13 protein-coding genes are annotated in these 16450 nt (G+C 69.1%); 10 read left to right on the top strand and 3 right to left on the bottom strand.

Annotation, left to right across the window (positions count from 1 at the left end; genetic code table 11):
* Window positions 1–4 precede the first annotated feature (4 nt).
* Window positions 5–1534 (top strand): glycoside hydrolase family 10 protein, encoded by a 1530-nt coding sequence (locus tag ACTWPW_RS13900; RefSeq protein ID WP_443168954.1) that lies wholly within the window; start codon window positions 5–7, stop codon window positions 1532–1534.
* Between the two features lie 195 nt (window positions 1535–1729).
* Here ACTWPW_RS13900 and ACTWPW_RS13895 read toward each other — a convergent pair whose 3' ends face one another.
* Entirely contained in the window at window positions 1730–2377 is a 648-nt protein-coding gene (locus tag ACTWPW_RS13895) for an FHA domain-containing protein (RefSeq protein WP_364112676.1), read from the bottom strand.
* A gap of 181 nt (window positions 2378–2558) precedes the next feature.
* On the opposite strand from ACTWPW_RS13895, the gene ACTWPW_RS13890 reads away from it, so the two are divergent.
* From ACTWPW_RS13890 to ACTWPW_RS13870, 5 genes are all read left to right on the top strand, one after another.
* Window positions 2559–3680, top strand: a complete 1122-nt coding sequence (locus ACTWPW_RS13890; protein ID WP_375116700.1) for a citrate/2-methylcitrate synthase — start codon at window positions 2559–2561, stop codon at window positions 3678–3680.
* A 2-nt stretch (window positions 3681–3682) separates the two neighbouring features.
* Window positions 3683–3985: a DUF3017 domain-containing protein gene (locus ACTWPW_RS13885; protein WP_364112672.1), complete on the top strand. Its 303-nt coding sequence runs from the start codon at window positions 3683–3685 to the stop codon at window positions 3983–3985.
* 53 nt (window positions 3986–4038) lie between these two features.
* A complete protein-coding gene (locus tag ACTWPW_RS13880; RefSeq protein ID WP_375116701.1) occupies window positions 4039–5256 on the top strand; it encodes an NADP-dependent isocitrate dehydrogenase in 1218 nt (405 codons plus the stop codon).
* Between the two features lie 188 nt (window positions 5257–5444).
* A complete protein-coding gene (locus ACTWPW_RS13875) occupies window positions 5445–6908 on the top strand; it encodes a tetratricopeptide repeat protein (protein WP_443168953.1) in 1464 nt (487 codons plus the stop codon).
* A 344-nt stretch (window positions 6909–7252) separates the two neighbouring features.
* Window positions 7253–8281, top strand: a complete 1029-nt coding sequence (locus ACTWPW_RS13870) for a polysaccharide deacetylase family protein (protein ID WP_364112668.1) — start codon at window positions 7253–7255, stop codon at window positions 8279–8281.
* A 20-nt stretch (window positions 8282–8301) separates the two neighbouring features.
* Here the strand turns inward: ACTWPW_RS13870 and ACTWPW_RS13865 are convergent, their stop codons facing one another.
* Entirely contained in the window at window positions 8302–9432 is a 1131-nt protein-coding gene (locus ACTWPW_RS13865) for a saccharopine dehydrogenase family protein (RefSeq protein WP_443168952.1), read from the bottom strand.
* Window positions 9433–9637: 205 nt separating this feature from the next.
* Between ACTWPW_RS13865 and ACTWPW_RS13860 the strand changes: the two genes are divergently transcribed.
* Together ACTWPW_RS13860 and ACTWPW_RS13855 are read left to right on the top strand one after the other, a co-directional pair.
* A complete protein-coding gene (locus ACTWPW_RS13860; RefSeq protein ID WP_443168951.1) occupies window positions 9638–11665 on the top strand; it encodes a protein kinase domain-containing protein in 2028 nt (675 codons plus the stop codon).
* Between the two features lie 58 nt (window positions 11666–11723).
* On the top strand, window positions 11724–12710 hold the full coding sequence (locus ACTWPW_RS13855; protein ID WP_364112662.1) for a malate dehydrogenase: 987 nt from the start codon (window positions 11724–11726) through the stop codon (window positions 12708–12710).
* A gap of 302 nt (window positions 12711–13012) precedes the next feature.
* Here the strand turns inward: ACTWPW_RS13855 and galE are convergent, their stop codons facing one another.
* Complete coding sequence (gene galE, locus ACTWPW_RS13850; RefSeq protein ID WP_364112658.1) at window positions 13013–13960, bottom strand: UDP-glucose 4-epimerase GalE; 948 nt, start codon at window positions 13958–13960, stop codon at window positions 13013–13015.
* Window positions 13961–14046: 86 nt separating this feature from the next.
* On the opposite strand from galE, the gene ACTWPW_RS13845 reads away from it, so the two are divergent.
* Window positions 14047–15360: a hemolysin family protein gene (locus ACTWPW_RS13845; RefSeq protein WP_375116705.1), complete on the top strand. Its 1314-nt coding sequence runs from the start codon at window positions 14047–14049 to the stop codon at window positions 15358–15360.
* 14 nt (window positions 15361–15374) lie between these two features.
* Window positions 15375–16379 carry a tryptophan--tRNA ligase gene (gene trpS, locus ACTWPW_RS13840; protein ID WP_364112654.1) on the top strand — a complete coding sequence of 335 codons (1005 nt, stop codon included), beginning with the start codon at window positions 15375–15377 and terminating at the stop codon, window positions 16377–16379.
* Window positions 16380–16450: the final 71 nt, after the last annotated feature.

The following is a 16450-nucleotide window of genomic DNA, read 5'->3' as shown; positions in this document are numbered from 1 at the left end:
CCCCATGCCCAGCAGAAGGACTCTCCTGAAGGGTCTCGCCCTCGCCGCCGCCGCTTCCGCCGTCCCGCTGCCGGCTTTCGCGGCGGCGGACCACGTTCCGCCGCTGCGCCAGATGCGCGGCATGTGGATCGCGTCCGTGGTCAACATCAACTGGCCGTCCAAGCCCGGGCTGAGCGCCGACCAGCAGAAGGCCGAGTATCTCGCCTGGCTGGACGTGGCCGTCAGTCGCGGGCTCAACTCGGTGTTCGTGCAGGTCAGGCCGACGGCTGACGCGTTCTGGCCGTCACCGTACGAGCCGTGGTCACAGTATCTGACCGGCACCCAGGGGCAGGACCCCGGTTACGACCCGCTCGGCTTCGCCGTGGACGAGACGCACAAGCGCGGCCTGGCCTTCCACGCCTGGTTCAACCCGTACCGCGTCTCGATGCAGGCCGACCCGGCCAAGCTGCACCCCGACCACCCGGGCCGCAAGAACCCCGACTGGATCCTGCCGTTCGGCGGCAAGCTCTACTACAACCCGGGCATGCCCGAGGTGCGCAAGTTCTGCCAGGACGCCATGATGGACGCGGTCACCCGCTACGACATCGACGGCCTGCACTTCGACGACTACTTCTACCCGACCAACACCACGGCCTTCGACGACGCCGAGGAGTTCGCCGAATACGGCGCCGGCTTCCCCGACCTGGCCTCCTGGCGGCGCCACAACGTCGACCTCATGGTCCAGGAGATGCAGCAGCGCGTGCTGGCGGCCAAGCCGGAGATCGCCTGGGGCATCAGCCCGTCCGGCATCTGGCGCAACAAGGGCACCGACCCGCTGGGCTCGGAGACCAACGGCGGCCAGTCGTACGACAACCTGCACGCCGACACCCGCGGCTGGGTCAAGAAGGGCTGGCTCGACTACATCGCGCCGCAGCTCTACTGGTACATCGGGCAGCCGCCGGCCGACTACTCCAAGCTCGTGCCCTGGTGGTCGGACGTCGCGAGCGGCACGAACACGCTGCTGTGGATCGGGCAGGCCGGGTACAAGGCCGGCGACCCCGCCCAGGCGGCCGAGTGGCAGGTGCCGAACGAGCTGTCCAGGCACCTGACGCTCAACCGGGACCACCCGGAGATCAGCGGCGACATCTGGTACAACGCCAACGACGTCAAGGTGGACCGGATCGGCTCCATCTCGACCGCGGTCAACGACCACTACCAGCGGCCCGCGCTCGCTCCCGTGCTGCCCAGGCTGGCCGACGGCGAGCCGCCCCGGCGGCCGGTGCTGGCGTACGCGCTGCGCCGCTCGGGCGGGGTCGAGGTACGGGCCGTGGCCACCGGCAGGGACGAGCCGTTCCTGTTCGCCATCTTCCGGTTCGACCGGCACGCCGGCGCCGGCGCCTTCGCCGACGCGCGGAACCTGGTCGCGATCGTGCCCGGCGACCGGCAGATCCGCTGGACCGACCCCGACGGCAAGCGTGGCGACCACTACTACGCCGTCGCGGTGGACCGGGCCAACAGGACCAGCAAGCCGAGCAACGGATTCAGGGTGATCTGAGAGCGTGCTACGCCTGCGCGCGTCGCCGGCCACTTTCCTGACCGGCGACGAGCCCGGCGCACGCCCTACGGGCGGACGCCGCTGCTCGAAGCCGTCCCGGCTCTGCCAGGGCACGGTGGACGCTCAGGTTCCGACGCTGCCGGAACCCCTCGCCGAAGCCCCGGTCGCGATCCGATCCTAAGAAGCCCTGTGCCCCTATGAAGCCCTTCGCCCTGCGGCGGAAGGCTGCTCGGCAGAGGCTCCCGACGACCGCTGCGGTGGCACCACAGGGGTCGGGCGCACCAGACCGAGCGCGACGACCTCGTTGGCCAGTCGCGTGCGCCGGTTGGTGCCCTCGGGAATCCTGAACTTCTGGTAGAGCCGCAGCAGATGCTGCTTGACCGCGGCCTCGGTCACGACCAGGTCGTCGGCGATCTCGCGTGCGGTCGCCGGAGCGACGAACGCCTCGTCCGACAGTGCCGGCCTGCAGAGCGAGGTCAGCACATCGACCTCGCGCCTGGTCAGCTCGGGCGCGGCCGCCCTGCGCAGCTCGACCTCGGGGGTGAAGTCCTCTCGGGGGACTCCACCGATTCGACCCCGGGCCGCGCCGAAGGAAACGACGTCGCCGTCGTCAAGGACCCTCCGGGCGATCGGCCTGCCATTCACCCGTGTGCCGTTCCTGGACAGTCCCAGGTCGACGACATACAGGTAGGGTCCTCGTCTGACGAACTCGGCATGGAGTCGAGACACGCTCGGATCGGTGAGCCGGATGTCAACACCCCGGCCCCTTCCGACCGTCGTGATCTCGGGGCGCAACGGGACCACCTCGCCAGTGTCCTCGATGCGTATGAACGGCCCCTCCACGGCAGTTCCTCCCCAGGTAGCCCGCCGTAACTATTACTACAGCTCCGGCTTACCCAACCGAGGGGATGCGGAATCTCCTTTGCCGAAAGGAGAATCCGACGTGAAATTGGTCTGGACCTTTGCAGTCGGTTTTGCCTGCTCACGGGTAGACTTCGGTCGGAGATAAGCGGAGGAAACACTCATGGCGGACAAGCCCACGAAAGGTCTGGCTGATGTCGTCGCGGCGTCCACAGCGCTGAGCGACATTGACGGAAAGGCCGGTCGGCTCTTCTACCGTGGATACGACATCCACGACCTGGCCGGTCGCGCGACGTTCGAGGAGACCGCACACCTGCTCCAGTGTGGCAAGCTGCCCACCCGCTCCGAGCTGGACGCCTACGGCGCCGAGCTGGTGCGCGGCCGGGAGCTGGGCGCCCTGGTGTCCGCGAACATCGCCGAGATCGCCGAGAAACAGAAACCCATGGAGGCGCTGCGTTCGCTGGTGTCGCTGTCGGGCGCCGACGACCCCGACAAGGACTCCATCGCCCCCGACGCCAACCTGCGCAAGGCCGCCCGTCTGGTGGCCCAGCAGCCCCTGCTGGTCGCCCGCTACCACGCGGCCCGCACCGGTGGCAGCGCCCCCGAACCCGACCCGTCCCTGAGCATCGCCGCCAACTTCCTGTTGCAGGTCACCGGCCGCACCCCGGGCGCACGCGAGGTCGAGATCTTCGACGAGTGCCTGGTGCTGCACGCCGACCACACCATGAACGCCTCCACGTTCGCCGCCCGCGTCTGCGCCGCGACCCTGTCGGACATGCACTCCGCCATCGTCGCCGCCATCGGCACCCTCAAGGGTCCGTTGCACGGCGGGGCGAACGAGCAGGTCATGAAGACCCTGGAGTCGCTGTCCCCCGGCGGCGTGGCCCAGGCCGTGCGCGACAAGCTGGCGGCCGGCGAGAAGATCATGGGCTTCGGGCACCGCGTCTACAAGACCGAGGACCCGCGCGCCACCCACCTGCGCAGGATGTCCGCCGAGCTGGCCGAGTCCAGCGGCGACGACACCTACTACCGGATGTCCAAGGAGATGGAGGAGGTCGTCTTCGAGACGAAGGGCCTCTATCCGAACGTCGACTTCTACGCCGCCTCCGTCTACCACTACCTGGGCATCCCGACCGACCTGTTCACGCCGGTCTTCTCCATCAGCCGCATGTCCGGCTGGACCGCTCACGTGATCGAGCAGCACGCCGACAACCGGCTGATCCGCCCCGACAGTGAGTACATCGGTGAGACCGACCAGAAGTGGAAGCCGATAGAAGAGCGTTGAGTTTGAGCCAGCAAGGAACCGAACGCGAGAGCTGGGGGCCGTACCCGCTGATCCTGGGGGGTGCGGCCGTCGGCGTGCTCGTGATCTTCTTCACGAACCCGCGCTGGGGTGGGTTCGTTCTGGGCGCCGTCATCATGGTCGCCGCCGCGCTGCGCTTCGCCGGTTACGGCGGGCAGCTCGCCCTCCGGAGCAAGAAGGCCGATGTCATCACGCTGTCCGTCTTCGGATTCGTGCTGGTCCTGACCTCGTTGCTGCTCTACAACAACGAGCTCAAGGCGCTCATCCTGTCCCTTTTCGCCCCGTGACCGGACGGTCCGATAGCCTCAACGCATCAATTCATTGAAGGGGAACCATTCGCATGCCCAAGATCAAGGTGGAGGGTCCGGTCGTCGAGCTTGACGGCGACGAGATGACCCGGATCATCTGGCAGTTCATCAAGGACCAGCTGATCCTTCCCTACCTCGACGTCGACCTGAAGTACTACGACCTCGGCATCGAGCACCGTGACGCCACGGACGACCAGGTCACCATCGACGCCGCGAACGCCATCAAGAAGTACGGCGTCGGTGTGAAGTGCGCCACCATCACCCCGGACGAGGCGCGGGTCGAGGAGTTCGGTCTCAAGAAGATGTGGAAGTCCCCCAACGGGACCATCCGCAACATCCTCGGCGGTGTCATCTTCCGCGAGCCGATCATCATGTCGAACGTGCCGCGGCTCGTCCCGGGCTGGACCAAGCCGATCGTCGTCGGCCGTCACGCCTTCGGCGACCAGTACCGCGCCACCGATCTGAGGATCCCCGGCGAGGGCACGCTCACCCTGACGTACACGCCCAAGGACGGCTCCGAGCCGATCGAGCTCGACGTGTACGACTTCCCCGGCGGCGGCGTCGCGATGGCGATGTACAACCTGGACGAGTCGATCCGCGACTTCGCCCGCGCCTCCATGCGTTACGGCCTGGCCCGCAACTACCCGGTCTACCTCTCCACGAAGAACACGATCCTCAAGGCGTACGACGGCCGCTTCAAGGACATCTTCGCCGAGGTCTTCGAGACCGAGTTCAAGGCCGACTTCGACAAGGCCGGCCTCACCTACGAGCACCGCCTCATCGACGACATGGTCGCCGCGGCGCTGAAGTGGGAGGGCGGCTACGTCTGGGCCGCGAAGAACTACGACGGCGACGTCCAGTCCGACACGGTCGCCCAGGGGTTCGGCTCGCTCGGCCTGATGACCTCGGTCCTGATGACCCCCGACGGCCAGACCGTCGAGGCCGAGGCCGCGCACGGCACCGTCACCCGCCACTACCGCCAGCACCAGCAGGGCAAGCCCACCTCCACCAACCCGATCGCCTCGATCTTCGCGTGGACGCGTGGCCTGGCCCACCGCGGCAAGCTCGACAACACCCCGGCGGTGACCGAGTTCGCGAACAAGCTGGAGGAGGTCTGCGTCGAGACCGTCGAGGGCGGCCAGATGACCAAGGACCTGGCGCTCCTGGTCGGCGGCGACGCCAAGTGGCTCACCACCCAGGACTTCCTGGCGGCGCTGGACGAGAACCTCAAGAAGAAGATGTCCGCCTGAGCGTCGATGACGGCCTCTACCCCGAGTCTTTCCCGCGCGGTAGGGGCCGTCATGGCCTCAGAGTGAGCGGCGACAGAGTGAGCGGCGACGCTCTGCACACACCCGGTCCAGGTCGCTCCTTCCGACAGGTGCGAGGGCGGTGGTGATTCGCCATCGCATGTCAGTAGTGACCTATAGGCTCCTGCGCCATGTCAACATCATCTACGTCACTCGACATGGCGTTCGCCCTGCTGCGGGAGGGCCGGCTGGTCGACGCCGAGCAAGTCATGGTGCGGGAACTTCAGGACATCACGCAGAAGTACGGCTCCGGCAGCCCCGAGTGGGCGTCGGTACAGTGCGATCTTGGTAACGTCCTGCTCAATTCGGACCAGCCGGCCAGAGCGGTTGAATGTTACCGCGCCGCCTGTTCCGGCCCGGTGCCCCGCGATCCCGAGGCGCACAAGGACCGCCTGACGTACCGGATGAACCTCGGCATGGTGCTCGCCACGACCGGGCGGCTGGACGAGGCCGAGGCGGAACTGCGTGCCAACGTGCGAGAGCGGCTCGCCTTCTACGGTCGCGAGCACGCCGGTTACGCGTTCGGTCTGGAGCCGCTGGCCGAGGTGCTGCTCAGGCGCGGCGACCTGCGCGCGGCCCGCGAGACCGTGGAGGAGACGATCCAGAACTTCTGGCGCAACGGTCACGAGCGGATCGCCACCGCGCTGGCGCTGCGGGCCAGGATCGTGACGGCCGCCGGTGGCGGTGAACCTGCCTTCGTCGCGCTGGAGCAGTTGCCGGACGAAGTCGTCGAAGAGGTGGCGCTCGCCGTGCTCAACAGGGTCGGCGAGCGCCCGGAGACGGACGGCGCCGTGTTGTCCCTGCTGGCCGAGGCCATGGAGGCCCGCTTGGGCCCGGACCACCAGGCGACGCTCAACGCGCTCTCCCAGCTGGCCAACTCCGACCGGAGCGGCGATGGCGCGGGCCGCGTCGTGGCGATCAGGAAAGTGCTCGCCTCCTACCACCGGCAGGGCAGGGCGGAGGAGGCGCTCATGGCCGAGCTCGGCCTGGCGATGGCGCAGAGCGACACCGGTGACCTCGAAGGCGCCCTCCGCACGTATGCCGAGGCCCTTGACAGGGCGCAGGGCCTCGGCAGGGCCGACCTGGTCGCCCAGGTTTTACGGAACTGGGGGCTGGCGCTGTCGGAGGCGGAGCGGCCGGCCGAGGGGGAGCGGCGCCTGCGCGAGGCGCTGTCCGCCGCCGAGTACAGCGGCAACCAGGAGCTGCTCGGGCGCGTACGTATCGCGCTCGGCCTGTTCCTCCAGCACCAGGAGCGGCTGGCCGAGGCCCGTCACATCGTGGAGGCCGGGCTGGGCACGCTCGACGTGGCGCACCCCGATGCCCTCGTGGGTCGCAGCCACCTGGGCGCCATCATGGAGGGCCGCTCGTGCGGCTGCGGCGACCTGCCTGGGGTGGTCGCCGAGGCGTTCCGGGAGTTCGTCCACAGCAGACTGCCGCAGGATCTGCTCGCGGACCTCGGCGTGAGCCTCAAGGACGGCGACTTCGCGGTCAGCGTCGAACTGCGCCGCGAGCCCACTCAGGACGAGCTCGACCAGCTCAACCGGGTGATCCAGACCGCCACCGCCGAGTTCCGCCGCCGCGTCGCCGCGACGTGACGTCCAGGAAGGGCTCCGGCGACTGCGTGACGCCGTCTGTGGGCCGTCCGAGGCGGGCCGACAATGACAGACACTGATCAGTGACGACGGCTGCGGGGCACGTCAGAGCGCTGCCAGGCGCACGTGGCCTCTACCTGCGGTTTTCCGCAAGGTAGGGGCCATTTTCGGGCCGTCGGGCAGACCATGCGCGGAGGCGACGCGGCTTTCCCATGTCTTGACGGTGCGGCGGCGTGGCGCAGTTGATCAGAGGGGTAAGAGCCCACTGTAGGTGCATATATCGCTACCTACAGTAGCCCGCAGGACGCGGGCCGCTGCAACAGTCGTACGCGTCTCGGGGGGTTCGGATGCGACTGCGTATTTTGAGTGGGCTCGGTGTGCTCACGGCTGCCGCGATCCTGACGGGCTGCGACTCTCAGCCCGAAACCGTCAAGCTGACCGACACCAAGGCGGAGGCCGCCGCGAGGCTTAAGGCGACCAGGGCCGCCAAGGTGAAGGCCGCCGCCAAGGTCAAGGCGAACGAGCTGGGGCAGATCCCGGTGCTGATGTGGCATCGGATCGTGCCCAAGCCGCAGACGACGGACGACCGGTCGCCGCAGCAGTTCAGGGCCGACCTGGAGCGGCTGGTCCGGGAGGACTACGTGCCGATCACCGCCGCGCAGATGGTGTCCGGCAAGATCGACATCCCGGCGGGCAAGCACCCCGTGGTCCTGACCTTCGACGACTCCTCGCCTTCGCAGCTCACCCTGAACGAGATGGGCGTCCCGCAGAAGGACACCGCGGTCGCGATTTTGAAGGAGGTGGCCGCCAAGCATCCGGGCTGGCGTCCGGCGGCCACGTTCTACGTGACGCGCGACATGTTCGGCAAGAGCGTACGCGAGGAGCAGGCGCAGGCTCTGCTCTGGCTCAAGGACAACGGGTTCGAGATCGGCAACCACACCCGCGACCACCTCAACCTGCGCGGCCGCTCGCACAAGGAGGTCGAGGAGCAGATCGGCACGATCGCCAAGCAGATCAACTCCCTGTCCTACATCAACCCCACCACCATCGCCCTCCCGTACGGCAACCAGCCGAACAACAAGCACTGGGCCATGCGCGGCAAGCTCTACAAGCACCAGGGCGCCTTCCTGGCCGGGTACACGCCGGCGCCGGCGCCGTTCAGCAAGTCGTTCGACCCTGCCGGGATCCCGCGGATCAAGGTCATGGAGAAGAAGGGCGACTGCGCCCAGTTCTGCTCGGCGGCCTGGCTCGACTGGCTCAAGAACAACCCGGACATGCGCTACACCTCCGACGGGGACGTGAGCACGGTGGCCTATCCCAAGTACAAGGCCCCGTACATGCGCAAGACCTTCGCGAAGTGGAGCCTGCCCTACTGACCGGTGCGGCGGGGGAACGGTCAGGCGGCCCTGGTCGTGAAGGTGATCCCGGCGGCGTGCAGGCGGTCGATGAGGGGCTGCCCCATGGCGGAGGCGGTCGTGAGCTGGCCCGCCCGGTCCGGTACGTCGTCGAAGGCCAGGCAGAGGGCCGACTCCGCGAGCATCTTGGCGGTCTCGTCGTAGCCGGGGTCGCCACCCGACACCTCCGTGACCACGCGCTCGCCCCCGCCCTCGCCCAGGAACGTCACCTTGAACCAGCTCCTGGCCCGACGCTCGGGTGAGGGGCCGTCGCCGGGTCTGAGGCGGCTCCGCAGCCAGTCGCGCACCGGCGGGAGCTGGGCGAGCGCCGCGAACGTGCCCGCGCCCGCCACCGTGGCCAGCGCGGCCGGGAGGGTCCGGACCGCGTAGTGCTGGCGGTAGGTGAAGTCGGGGCCGTAGCGGTCGAGGAGCCGGGCCGAGTAGCCGACGATCTTCGAGTCGAGGCTGGGCATGGGCAGGGCCCAGCCGCCCACGTAGCGCAGGCCGCCGGGCAGGGAGCTCACCTTGCGACCCTTGGGCCGGGGCTCGGCCGAGCGGCGCTGCGTGCCCGCCGCGACCGTCTCCTTGGCGCGCCCGAGCACCGACAGCATGGTGTCGAGCGTGCCGCCCGACGGCCGCAGGCTGGTCCGCAGGAAGCCGCTGACCTTCAGCGGGACGCCCTCCGGGAGCAGGCCGACGGTGTACAGGACGCCGAGGTCGTACGGGATCGAGTCGAAGCCGCAGGCGTGCACGAGCTTGGCGCCGCTCCTCGCGGCCCGGTCGTGGTAGCGCGTGTACGTCCGGTCCACGAACTCCTGCTCGCCGGTGAGGTCGAGGTAGTGGGTGCCGGCGTCGGCGCAGGCGGCGACGAGCGGCTCGCCGTATCGGACGTACGGGCCGACGGTGGTGGCCAGGACGCGGGTCCGGCCGGCGAGGGCGGCCAGCGAGGCCGCGTCCGTGGCGTCGGCGAGCAGGATCGGAACGTCCAGCCCCAGCCGCTCCAGCTTGGCCCGGTCGCGCCCGGCCAGGGCCCACCGGGTGCCGGGGCCGGCGGCCCGGGCCAGGTAGGCGGCCGTGAGCGCGCCGGTGAATCCGCCGGCCCCGAAGAGCACGATGTCGTACGGACGATCCATGATCCCGAGACTCCTCGCCAGGGCCCCGGGACGCAAGGTGTTCCGCGTCACTGCCGCGAAGCCTGCGGTTTTGTGCGCGAACGTGACGAAGCCGTGCGCGAAAGAGTCAAACCCGTGACGTCACGAAGCCTTAACGGATCCCTGAGAAGTTGCTGAACGTCGTAAAGTTTTCGTCGATGGGGTTCAGTACACGTGGGGATGACGAATGCCGCAAATCTCGCCGTTGGTCGCCGGCGATCCCACCGAGTTGGGGTCCTTCCGGTTGTCCGGACGGATCGGAGAAGGTGGTCAGGGCATCGTCTATCTGGGCGTCAACGACAAGGACGAGCGGGCGGCGATCAAGCTGCTGCACGTCAAGTTCACCGGCGACACCATCGCCAGGTCGCGGTTCGCCAGGGAGCTGAAGGCGGCCAAGCGGGTCGCGTCGTTCTGCACGGCCCGGGTGATGGAGGCCGACCTCGACGGCAACACGCCCTACATCGCCAGCGAATACATCGACGGCCGGCCGCTGCGCGAGGTCGTCGAGACCGACGGGCCGCTCACCGGCACCCCGCTCGACCGGCTGGCCATCGGCACCGCCACCGCGCTCACCGCGATCCACCACGCCTCGATCGTGCACCGGGACTTCAAGCCCGACAACGTGCTGATCGCCGCCGACGGGCCGCGCGTGGTCGACTTCGGCATCGCCCGGATCATCGACTCCACCGGTACGATCACCAGCCGCGCGATCGGCACCCCGGCCTACATGGCGCCCGAGCAGATCGCCGGCGACGACATCGGACCCTACACCGACGTCTTCTCCTGGGGCGCGACCATCGCCTTCGCGGCGACCGGCACGGTGGCCTTCGAGGGCAAGTCCATCGCGGTGGTGCTCAACCGGATCCTCAACCACGAGGTCGACGTCAGCATGATGCAGGAGCCGCTGCGGAGCGTGGTCAGCGCGGCGCTGTCGAAGGCGCCGGCCGAGCGGCCGTCCGCCGACCAGATCCTGCTGCGGCTGCTGGGGCAGTCCTCCACGGTGGGCGCCTCGACGGCGGTGCTCACCCGGGGCGTGCAGGTGGCCAGCGACGACACCACGCCGTTCACCAGGGTCTCCGCCGGGTCGATCACCGATCAGCCGGGGCGGAAGGGCTCCGTGGTGCCCCCCTCCCACACCGCGGGCGCCCGGACGGCCGGCTCGGGCGCACCGTCCCACACCGCGGGCTCGGGCGCGGGGCCGGTGGAGCAGCGGGCGACGGGGCAGCGGGCCGTGACCGCGCCGCCGGTCCCAGCCGTCACCACCGGGGCCTCCGGCGTGCCGGCGCCCCCGGAGGGTGGGGCACCGTACCCGATGACCGGGCCCGCCGTGCCCGCGCGGCGCCGGCGGGGGAAGGTGTGGGCCGGGCTGGCCACCGCGGTCGCGCTGATCACCGCCGCGGCGCTCGCGCTCTACCTGAACGGCTGGCAGCCCCTGCCGTTCGCCGACGACCCCGCCCCGCCCGACGAGACCTCCGGGCCCGGTCCCAGCTTCGCCTCGGTGGTGGACAAGGTGGCCCAGACCGGGAAGATCGTGATCGGCGTGAAGGGCGACCTGCCGGGCGTCGCGCTGCAGAACGGCGACGAGTTCCAGGGCTTCGACATCGAGATGGCCAAGCGCATTGCGACGGAGCTGGGGGCGAAGGAGACCACGTTCGTCCGGCTCGGCCGGGACGACCGGGCGTCCGCCCTGGACGAGGGCCGGGTGGACCTGGTCGTGGCCACCTACTCCATCGATAAGAGCGAGGTGCGGTTCGCGGGCCCCTACTACCTGGCCCACCAGGACATCCTGGTCCGCGCGGGCAGCGGCGTCGAGTCGATCGACGACCTGAACGGCAAGCGCATCTGCGCCCCCAACAGCCCGTCGGTCGGCGCGGTCCAGGACCGGGTGAAGGTCGAGCCCGTCGCGGCCAGCGACTACGCCGCCTGCATGGACATGCTCCGCAGCGGCAAGGTGGACGCGGTGCCGGGCGACGACGTGATCCTGGCCGGGTTCGCGGCCCGGGAGAACATGCGCTACAAGATCCTCGGCGTCAAGCTCACCAACGAGCGCTACGCCGTGGGCATCAGGGACAGCGACGTGAAGACCTGCAAGGCGGTGAAGGCGGTGATCGCCGATCTCTACGCCACCGGCTTCATCAAGCAGCTCGTGACCAGGCAGTTCGGAAAGGTCGATTTCGAGGCGGAGCTGAAAGTGCCCGCGATGGAAACCTGCTGATGACGAGCGGGTAACATCCCCAACGTCAATGATTCATGCATCGAGTTAGGGGAAGGCCATGGCGTCGTCAGCCACTGTGCCCGTCAAGGTGACCGTCACCGGAGCCGCCGGCCAGATCGGCTACGCATTGCTGTTCCGCATCGCGTCGGGGCAGCTGCTCGGCGCCGACACGCCGGTCAAGCTCAGCCTCCTGGAGATCCCGCCGGCGGTGAAGGCCGCCGAGGGCACCGCGATGGAGCTGGACGACTGCGCGTTCCCGCTGCTGTCCGGCATCGAGATCACCGACGACCCCAACGTCGCCTTCGCCGGCGCCAACGTCGCGCTGCTGGTCGGCGCCATGCCGCGGAAGGCCGGCATGGAGCGCGGTGACCTGCTCGGCGCCAACGGCGGCATCTTCGGCCCGCAGGGCAAGGCGATCAACGACCACGCCGCCGACGACATCAGGGTCCTGGTCGTGGGCAACCCGGCCAACACCAACGCGCTCATCGCCCAGCGGAACGCGCCCGACGTGCCCGCCGACCGCTTCACCGCGATGACCAGGCTCGACCACAACCGCGCGCTGTCCCAGCTCGCGGCCAAGCTGCAGGTCCCGGTCACCGAGATCAAGAAGATGACGATCTGGGGCAACCACTCCGCCACCCAATACCCTGACCTGTTCCACGCCGAGGTCGGCGGCAAGGTCGCGGCCGAGCAGGTCGAGTCCGAGTGGCTGAGCGGCACGTTCATCCCGACGGTGGCCAAGCGCGGCGCCGCCATCATCGACGCCCGTGGTGCCTCCTCGGCCGCCTCGGCCGCCAACGCCGCGATCGACCACGTCTACGACTGGGTCAACGGCACCGACTGGACCTCGGCGGCCGTGGTCTCCGACGGCTCCTACGGCGTGCCCGAGGGCCTCATCTCGTCCTTCCCCGTCCGCGCGGCGAACGGCAAGTTCGAGATCATCCAGGGCCTGGAGATCGACGCCTTCTCCCGCGAGCGCATCGACGCCAGCGTGCGCGAGCTGGAGGAGGAGCGCGACGCGGTGAAGGAGCTCGGCCTCATCTGAGCCAGGCGCGCGCGTTCCCTGCGGTGGGGGGCGCGCGCGTTCGCGTTCAGGCGGGTTGCGCCTCGGGGACGGTGGCGGGACGCGTACGTCCGGCCCAGCGCCCCACCGGCGTTACCTTTTGTCCGCCCCGGGACATGGCGTCGGCTGCACGGCCGGAGCCGCCTGCGGGGTCGCGAAGATCACGCCGGCCGCGGCCAGGAGGCTGCACGTCACGATGAGGGCACCGAAGATCAGCTTCGTGACCCTTGGTGAAAAGCTCCTCACATTTCGGTATCACAGCACACATTGCCGCGCCGCATGGCTCATTTGCCGGAAAGCGCTCCCCAGGCGTCCGAGACGATGTCGCGCAGCGACGCCCGCTCGGCCTTCCAGCCCAGCTCCCGCTGGATCTTGGCCGACGAGGCGACCAGCACCGCCGGGTCGCCGGGCCGCCGGTCCTCGACGACGGCCGGGATCTCGTGCCCGGTGACCTCGCGGCAGACCGAGATCACCTCCTGCACGGAGAAGCCGGTGCCGCTGCCCAGGTTGTAGACCTTGTGCTCGCCCGGAGCGATCGCGTCCAGCGCCAGCAGGTGGGCCTTGGCCAGGTCGGAGACGTGGATGTAGTCGCGCACGCAGGTGCCATCGGGCGTGGCGTAGTCGGTGCCGAACACGCTGACCGACTCGCGCTCGCCGGTGGCGACCTTCAGCACGTTCGGGATGAGGTGGGTCTCGATCGTGTGCCGCTCGCGGAAGCGGCCGTAGGCGCCGGCCACGTTGAAGTAGCGCAGGCTCACCGCGCCCAGCCCGCGCAGCCCCGCGTACGCGCTCAGCGCGGTGTCCACGGCCAGCTTGGAGGCCCCGTAGGGGTTGGTCGGCCGCGTGGGATCGCTCTCCTCGATGGGCGAGCGCTCGGGCTCACCGTACGTGGCCGCCGTCGAGGAGAACACGATCCGGCCCACGCCCTTGTCCCGCATGGCGTCGAGCAGCGCCAGCGTGCCGCCCAGGTTGTTGGCCCAGTAGAGCCCCGGCTTCGCCACCGACTCGCCCACCAGCGACTTGGCCGCGAAGTGCAGCACCGCCTGCACGCCGTCGAGCACCTGCCCGGCCTCGGCGATGTCCGCGCGTACGAAACGGGCGCCCTCCGGCACCGCGTCCTCATGCCCGGTCGACAGGTCGTCGAGCACGGTCACCTCGTGTCCCGCCTCGATGAGCTGCGCTGCGACGACGCTACCGACATATCCGGCACCACCGGTGACCAGTAGCCTCATGTTCACTCCTGTTCAAATATGTTTGATTTTGTACGGCTTGCCGTTCAGCATACGCGGGAAATCCGTTGAGTACGCTGCCAACCACCATGTTTGACACCGTCGCGGCCAACATCGCCCTGGTTCTGCTGTTCATCTTGATCGGGGGCTTCTTCGCCGCCGCCGAAATCGCCATGGTCTCCCTGCGTGACAGCCAGGTCCGCAAGATCTCCCAGTACGGCCGGCGCGGCGAGCGCGTGGCCAAGCTGGCCCGCGATCCCAACAGATTCCTGTCGGCCGTGCAGATCGGCGTGACCGTGGCCACGATGTTGTCGGCCGCGTTCGGCGCCGACCGGCTGGCGGCGCAGCTCGTGCCCGTGCTGGAGGGCTGGCAGGTGCCGCCGGCGGTGTCGCCCGTCATGGCGCTGGTGCTGGTGACGCTGGCGATCTCGTACGTGTCGCTGGTGCTGGGGGAGCTGGCGCCCAAGCGCCTGGCGCTGCAACGGGCCGAGGGGTTGTCGCTGTACGTGGCGCCGTTCCTCGACCGGATCGCCTCCCTGTCGCGCCCGATCATCTGGATGTTGTCGAAGTCCACCGACGGCGTGGTCAGGCTGCTCGGCGGGAACCCGAAGGCCGACCGAGAGGAGGTCACCACCGAGGAGCTGCGCGACATGGTGGTCGGGCACACCGACCTGACCGCCGACGAGCGCAAGCTCATCGGCGAGGTGTTCGCCGCCGGGAAACGGCAGCTCAGGGAGGTGATGCTGCCGCGCACGGAGGTGGAGTTCATGGAGGCCGACACGCCGCTCAACGACGCCGCCCGGCTGGCCGCCGCGCTCCCGCACTCGCGGTTCCCGGTCTACCGTGAGTCCTACGACGAGGTCATCGGCTTCGTCCACGTCCGCGACCTGCTGGATCCCGAGCTGGCCGGCCGTACCGAGCCGCTCAGCGCGGTCGTGCCGATCAGGGCGGCCAAGTTCGTGCCCGCGTCCAAGCGCCTGCTCACCACCCTGAACGAGATGCGCGACGAGGGCCAGCACCTGGCGATCGTGGTGGACGAGTACGGCGGCACGGCCGGCATCGTCACCATGGAGGACCTGGTCGAGGAGCTGATCGGGGACATCAGGGACGAGTACGACGTCGAGGAGGACGTCGTGATCCTGCCGGCCGGCGAGATCGAGATCGACGGCCTGACCAACCTCAACGACTTCGCCACCGAGACCGGCATCCGCCTGCCGGACGGCCCCTACGAGACGCTGGCCGGGTTCGTCATGGCCATGCTGGGTCACGTGCCCGCCGCCGGGGAGCGGGTGGAGTTCTCCGGCTTCGAGCTGACCGTCACCGAGCTGGACGGCCGCCGTATCGCCCGGGTGAGAGTGAAACGCCGAGCGGCCGCCGAGTCGCAGCCTGAGCAGGATTCCTGACACAATTGCCTGCTATGGCCAGACCTCGTGTACTCTCCGGCATCCAGCCCACAGCGGACTCCTTCCACCTGGGCAATTACCTGGGTGCGGTCCGCCAGTGGGTCACTATGCAGGAGACCCACGACGCGTTCTACTGCGTGGTCGATCTCCACGCGATCACCGTGCCGACCGAGCCCGCCGCGCTGCGCCGACGCAGCCGCGTGGCCGCGGCCCAGCTCTTCGCCGCGGGGCTCGACCCCGAGCGCTCCACCGTCTTCGTGCAGTCGCACGTGCGCGAGCACACCGAGCTGGCCTGGATCCTGATCTGCCTCACCGGCATGGGCGAGGCGGCCAGGATGACCCAGTTCAAGGACAAGTCGGCCAAGTTCGGGGAGAGCGCGGCCAGCGTCGGCCTGTTCACCTACCCGATCCTGCAGGCCGCCGACATCCTGATCTACCAGGCCAACCGGGTCCCGGTCGGGGCGGACCAGAAGCAGCACCTCGAGCTCACGCGCGACCTGGGCCAGCGGTTCAACCACCGGTTCGGCGACACGTTCACGCTGCCGGAGCCCTACATCCTCAAGGAGGTCGAGAAGATCACCGACCTCCAGGACCCGACGGCGAAGATGTCGAAGTCGTCGTCGAGCCCGGCGGGCATCCTCGACGTCCTGGAGCAGCCCGGGCCGCTGCGCAAGAAGATCATGCGGGCGGTGACGGACACGGGCTCGGAGGTGCTGTTCGACGAGGAGAACAAGCCGGGCATCTCCAACCTGCTGCGCATCCAGTCGGCGCTGACCGGCACGCCCATCCCCGAGCTGGTGGCCCGCTACGAAGGCCAGGGCTACGGCACGTTCAAGAAGGACGTGGCGGAGGCCGTGGCCGACACGTTCGCGCCGATCAGGGAGCGCACGGAGAAGCTGCTGTCCGACGAGGTGGAGCTCGACCGCATGCTGGCGATCGGCGCGGAGCGCGCCGCGGCGGTGGCCAAGGAGACCATGGCGCAGGTCCGTGACCGGGTGGGCTTCCTGCCCAAGCTGTAACCTTCCCGACCTTCAGGGCCGGGCACGCCGATCAAGCGGCGTGCCCGGCTTTCGTTTTTGCCGGCCGCGGT

This window comes from Nonomuraea sp. KM90 (assembly GCF_052246675.1).
Taxonomy (GTDB): Bacteria; Actinomycetota; Actinomycetes; order Streptosporangiales; family Streptosporangiaceae; genus Nonomuraea.
This window is presented reverse-complemented; position numbering and strand designations above follow the sequence as displayed.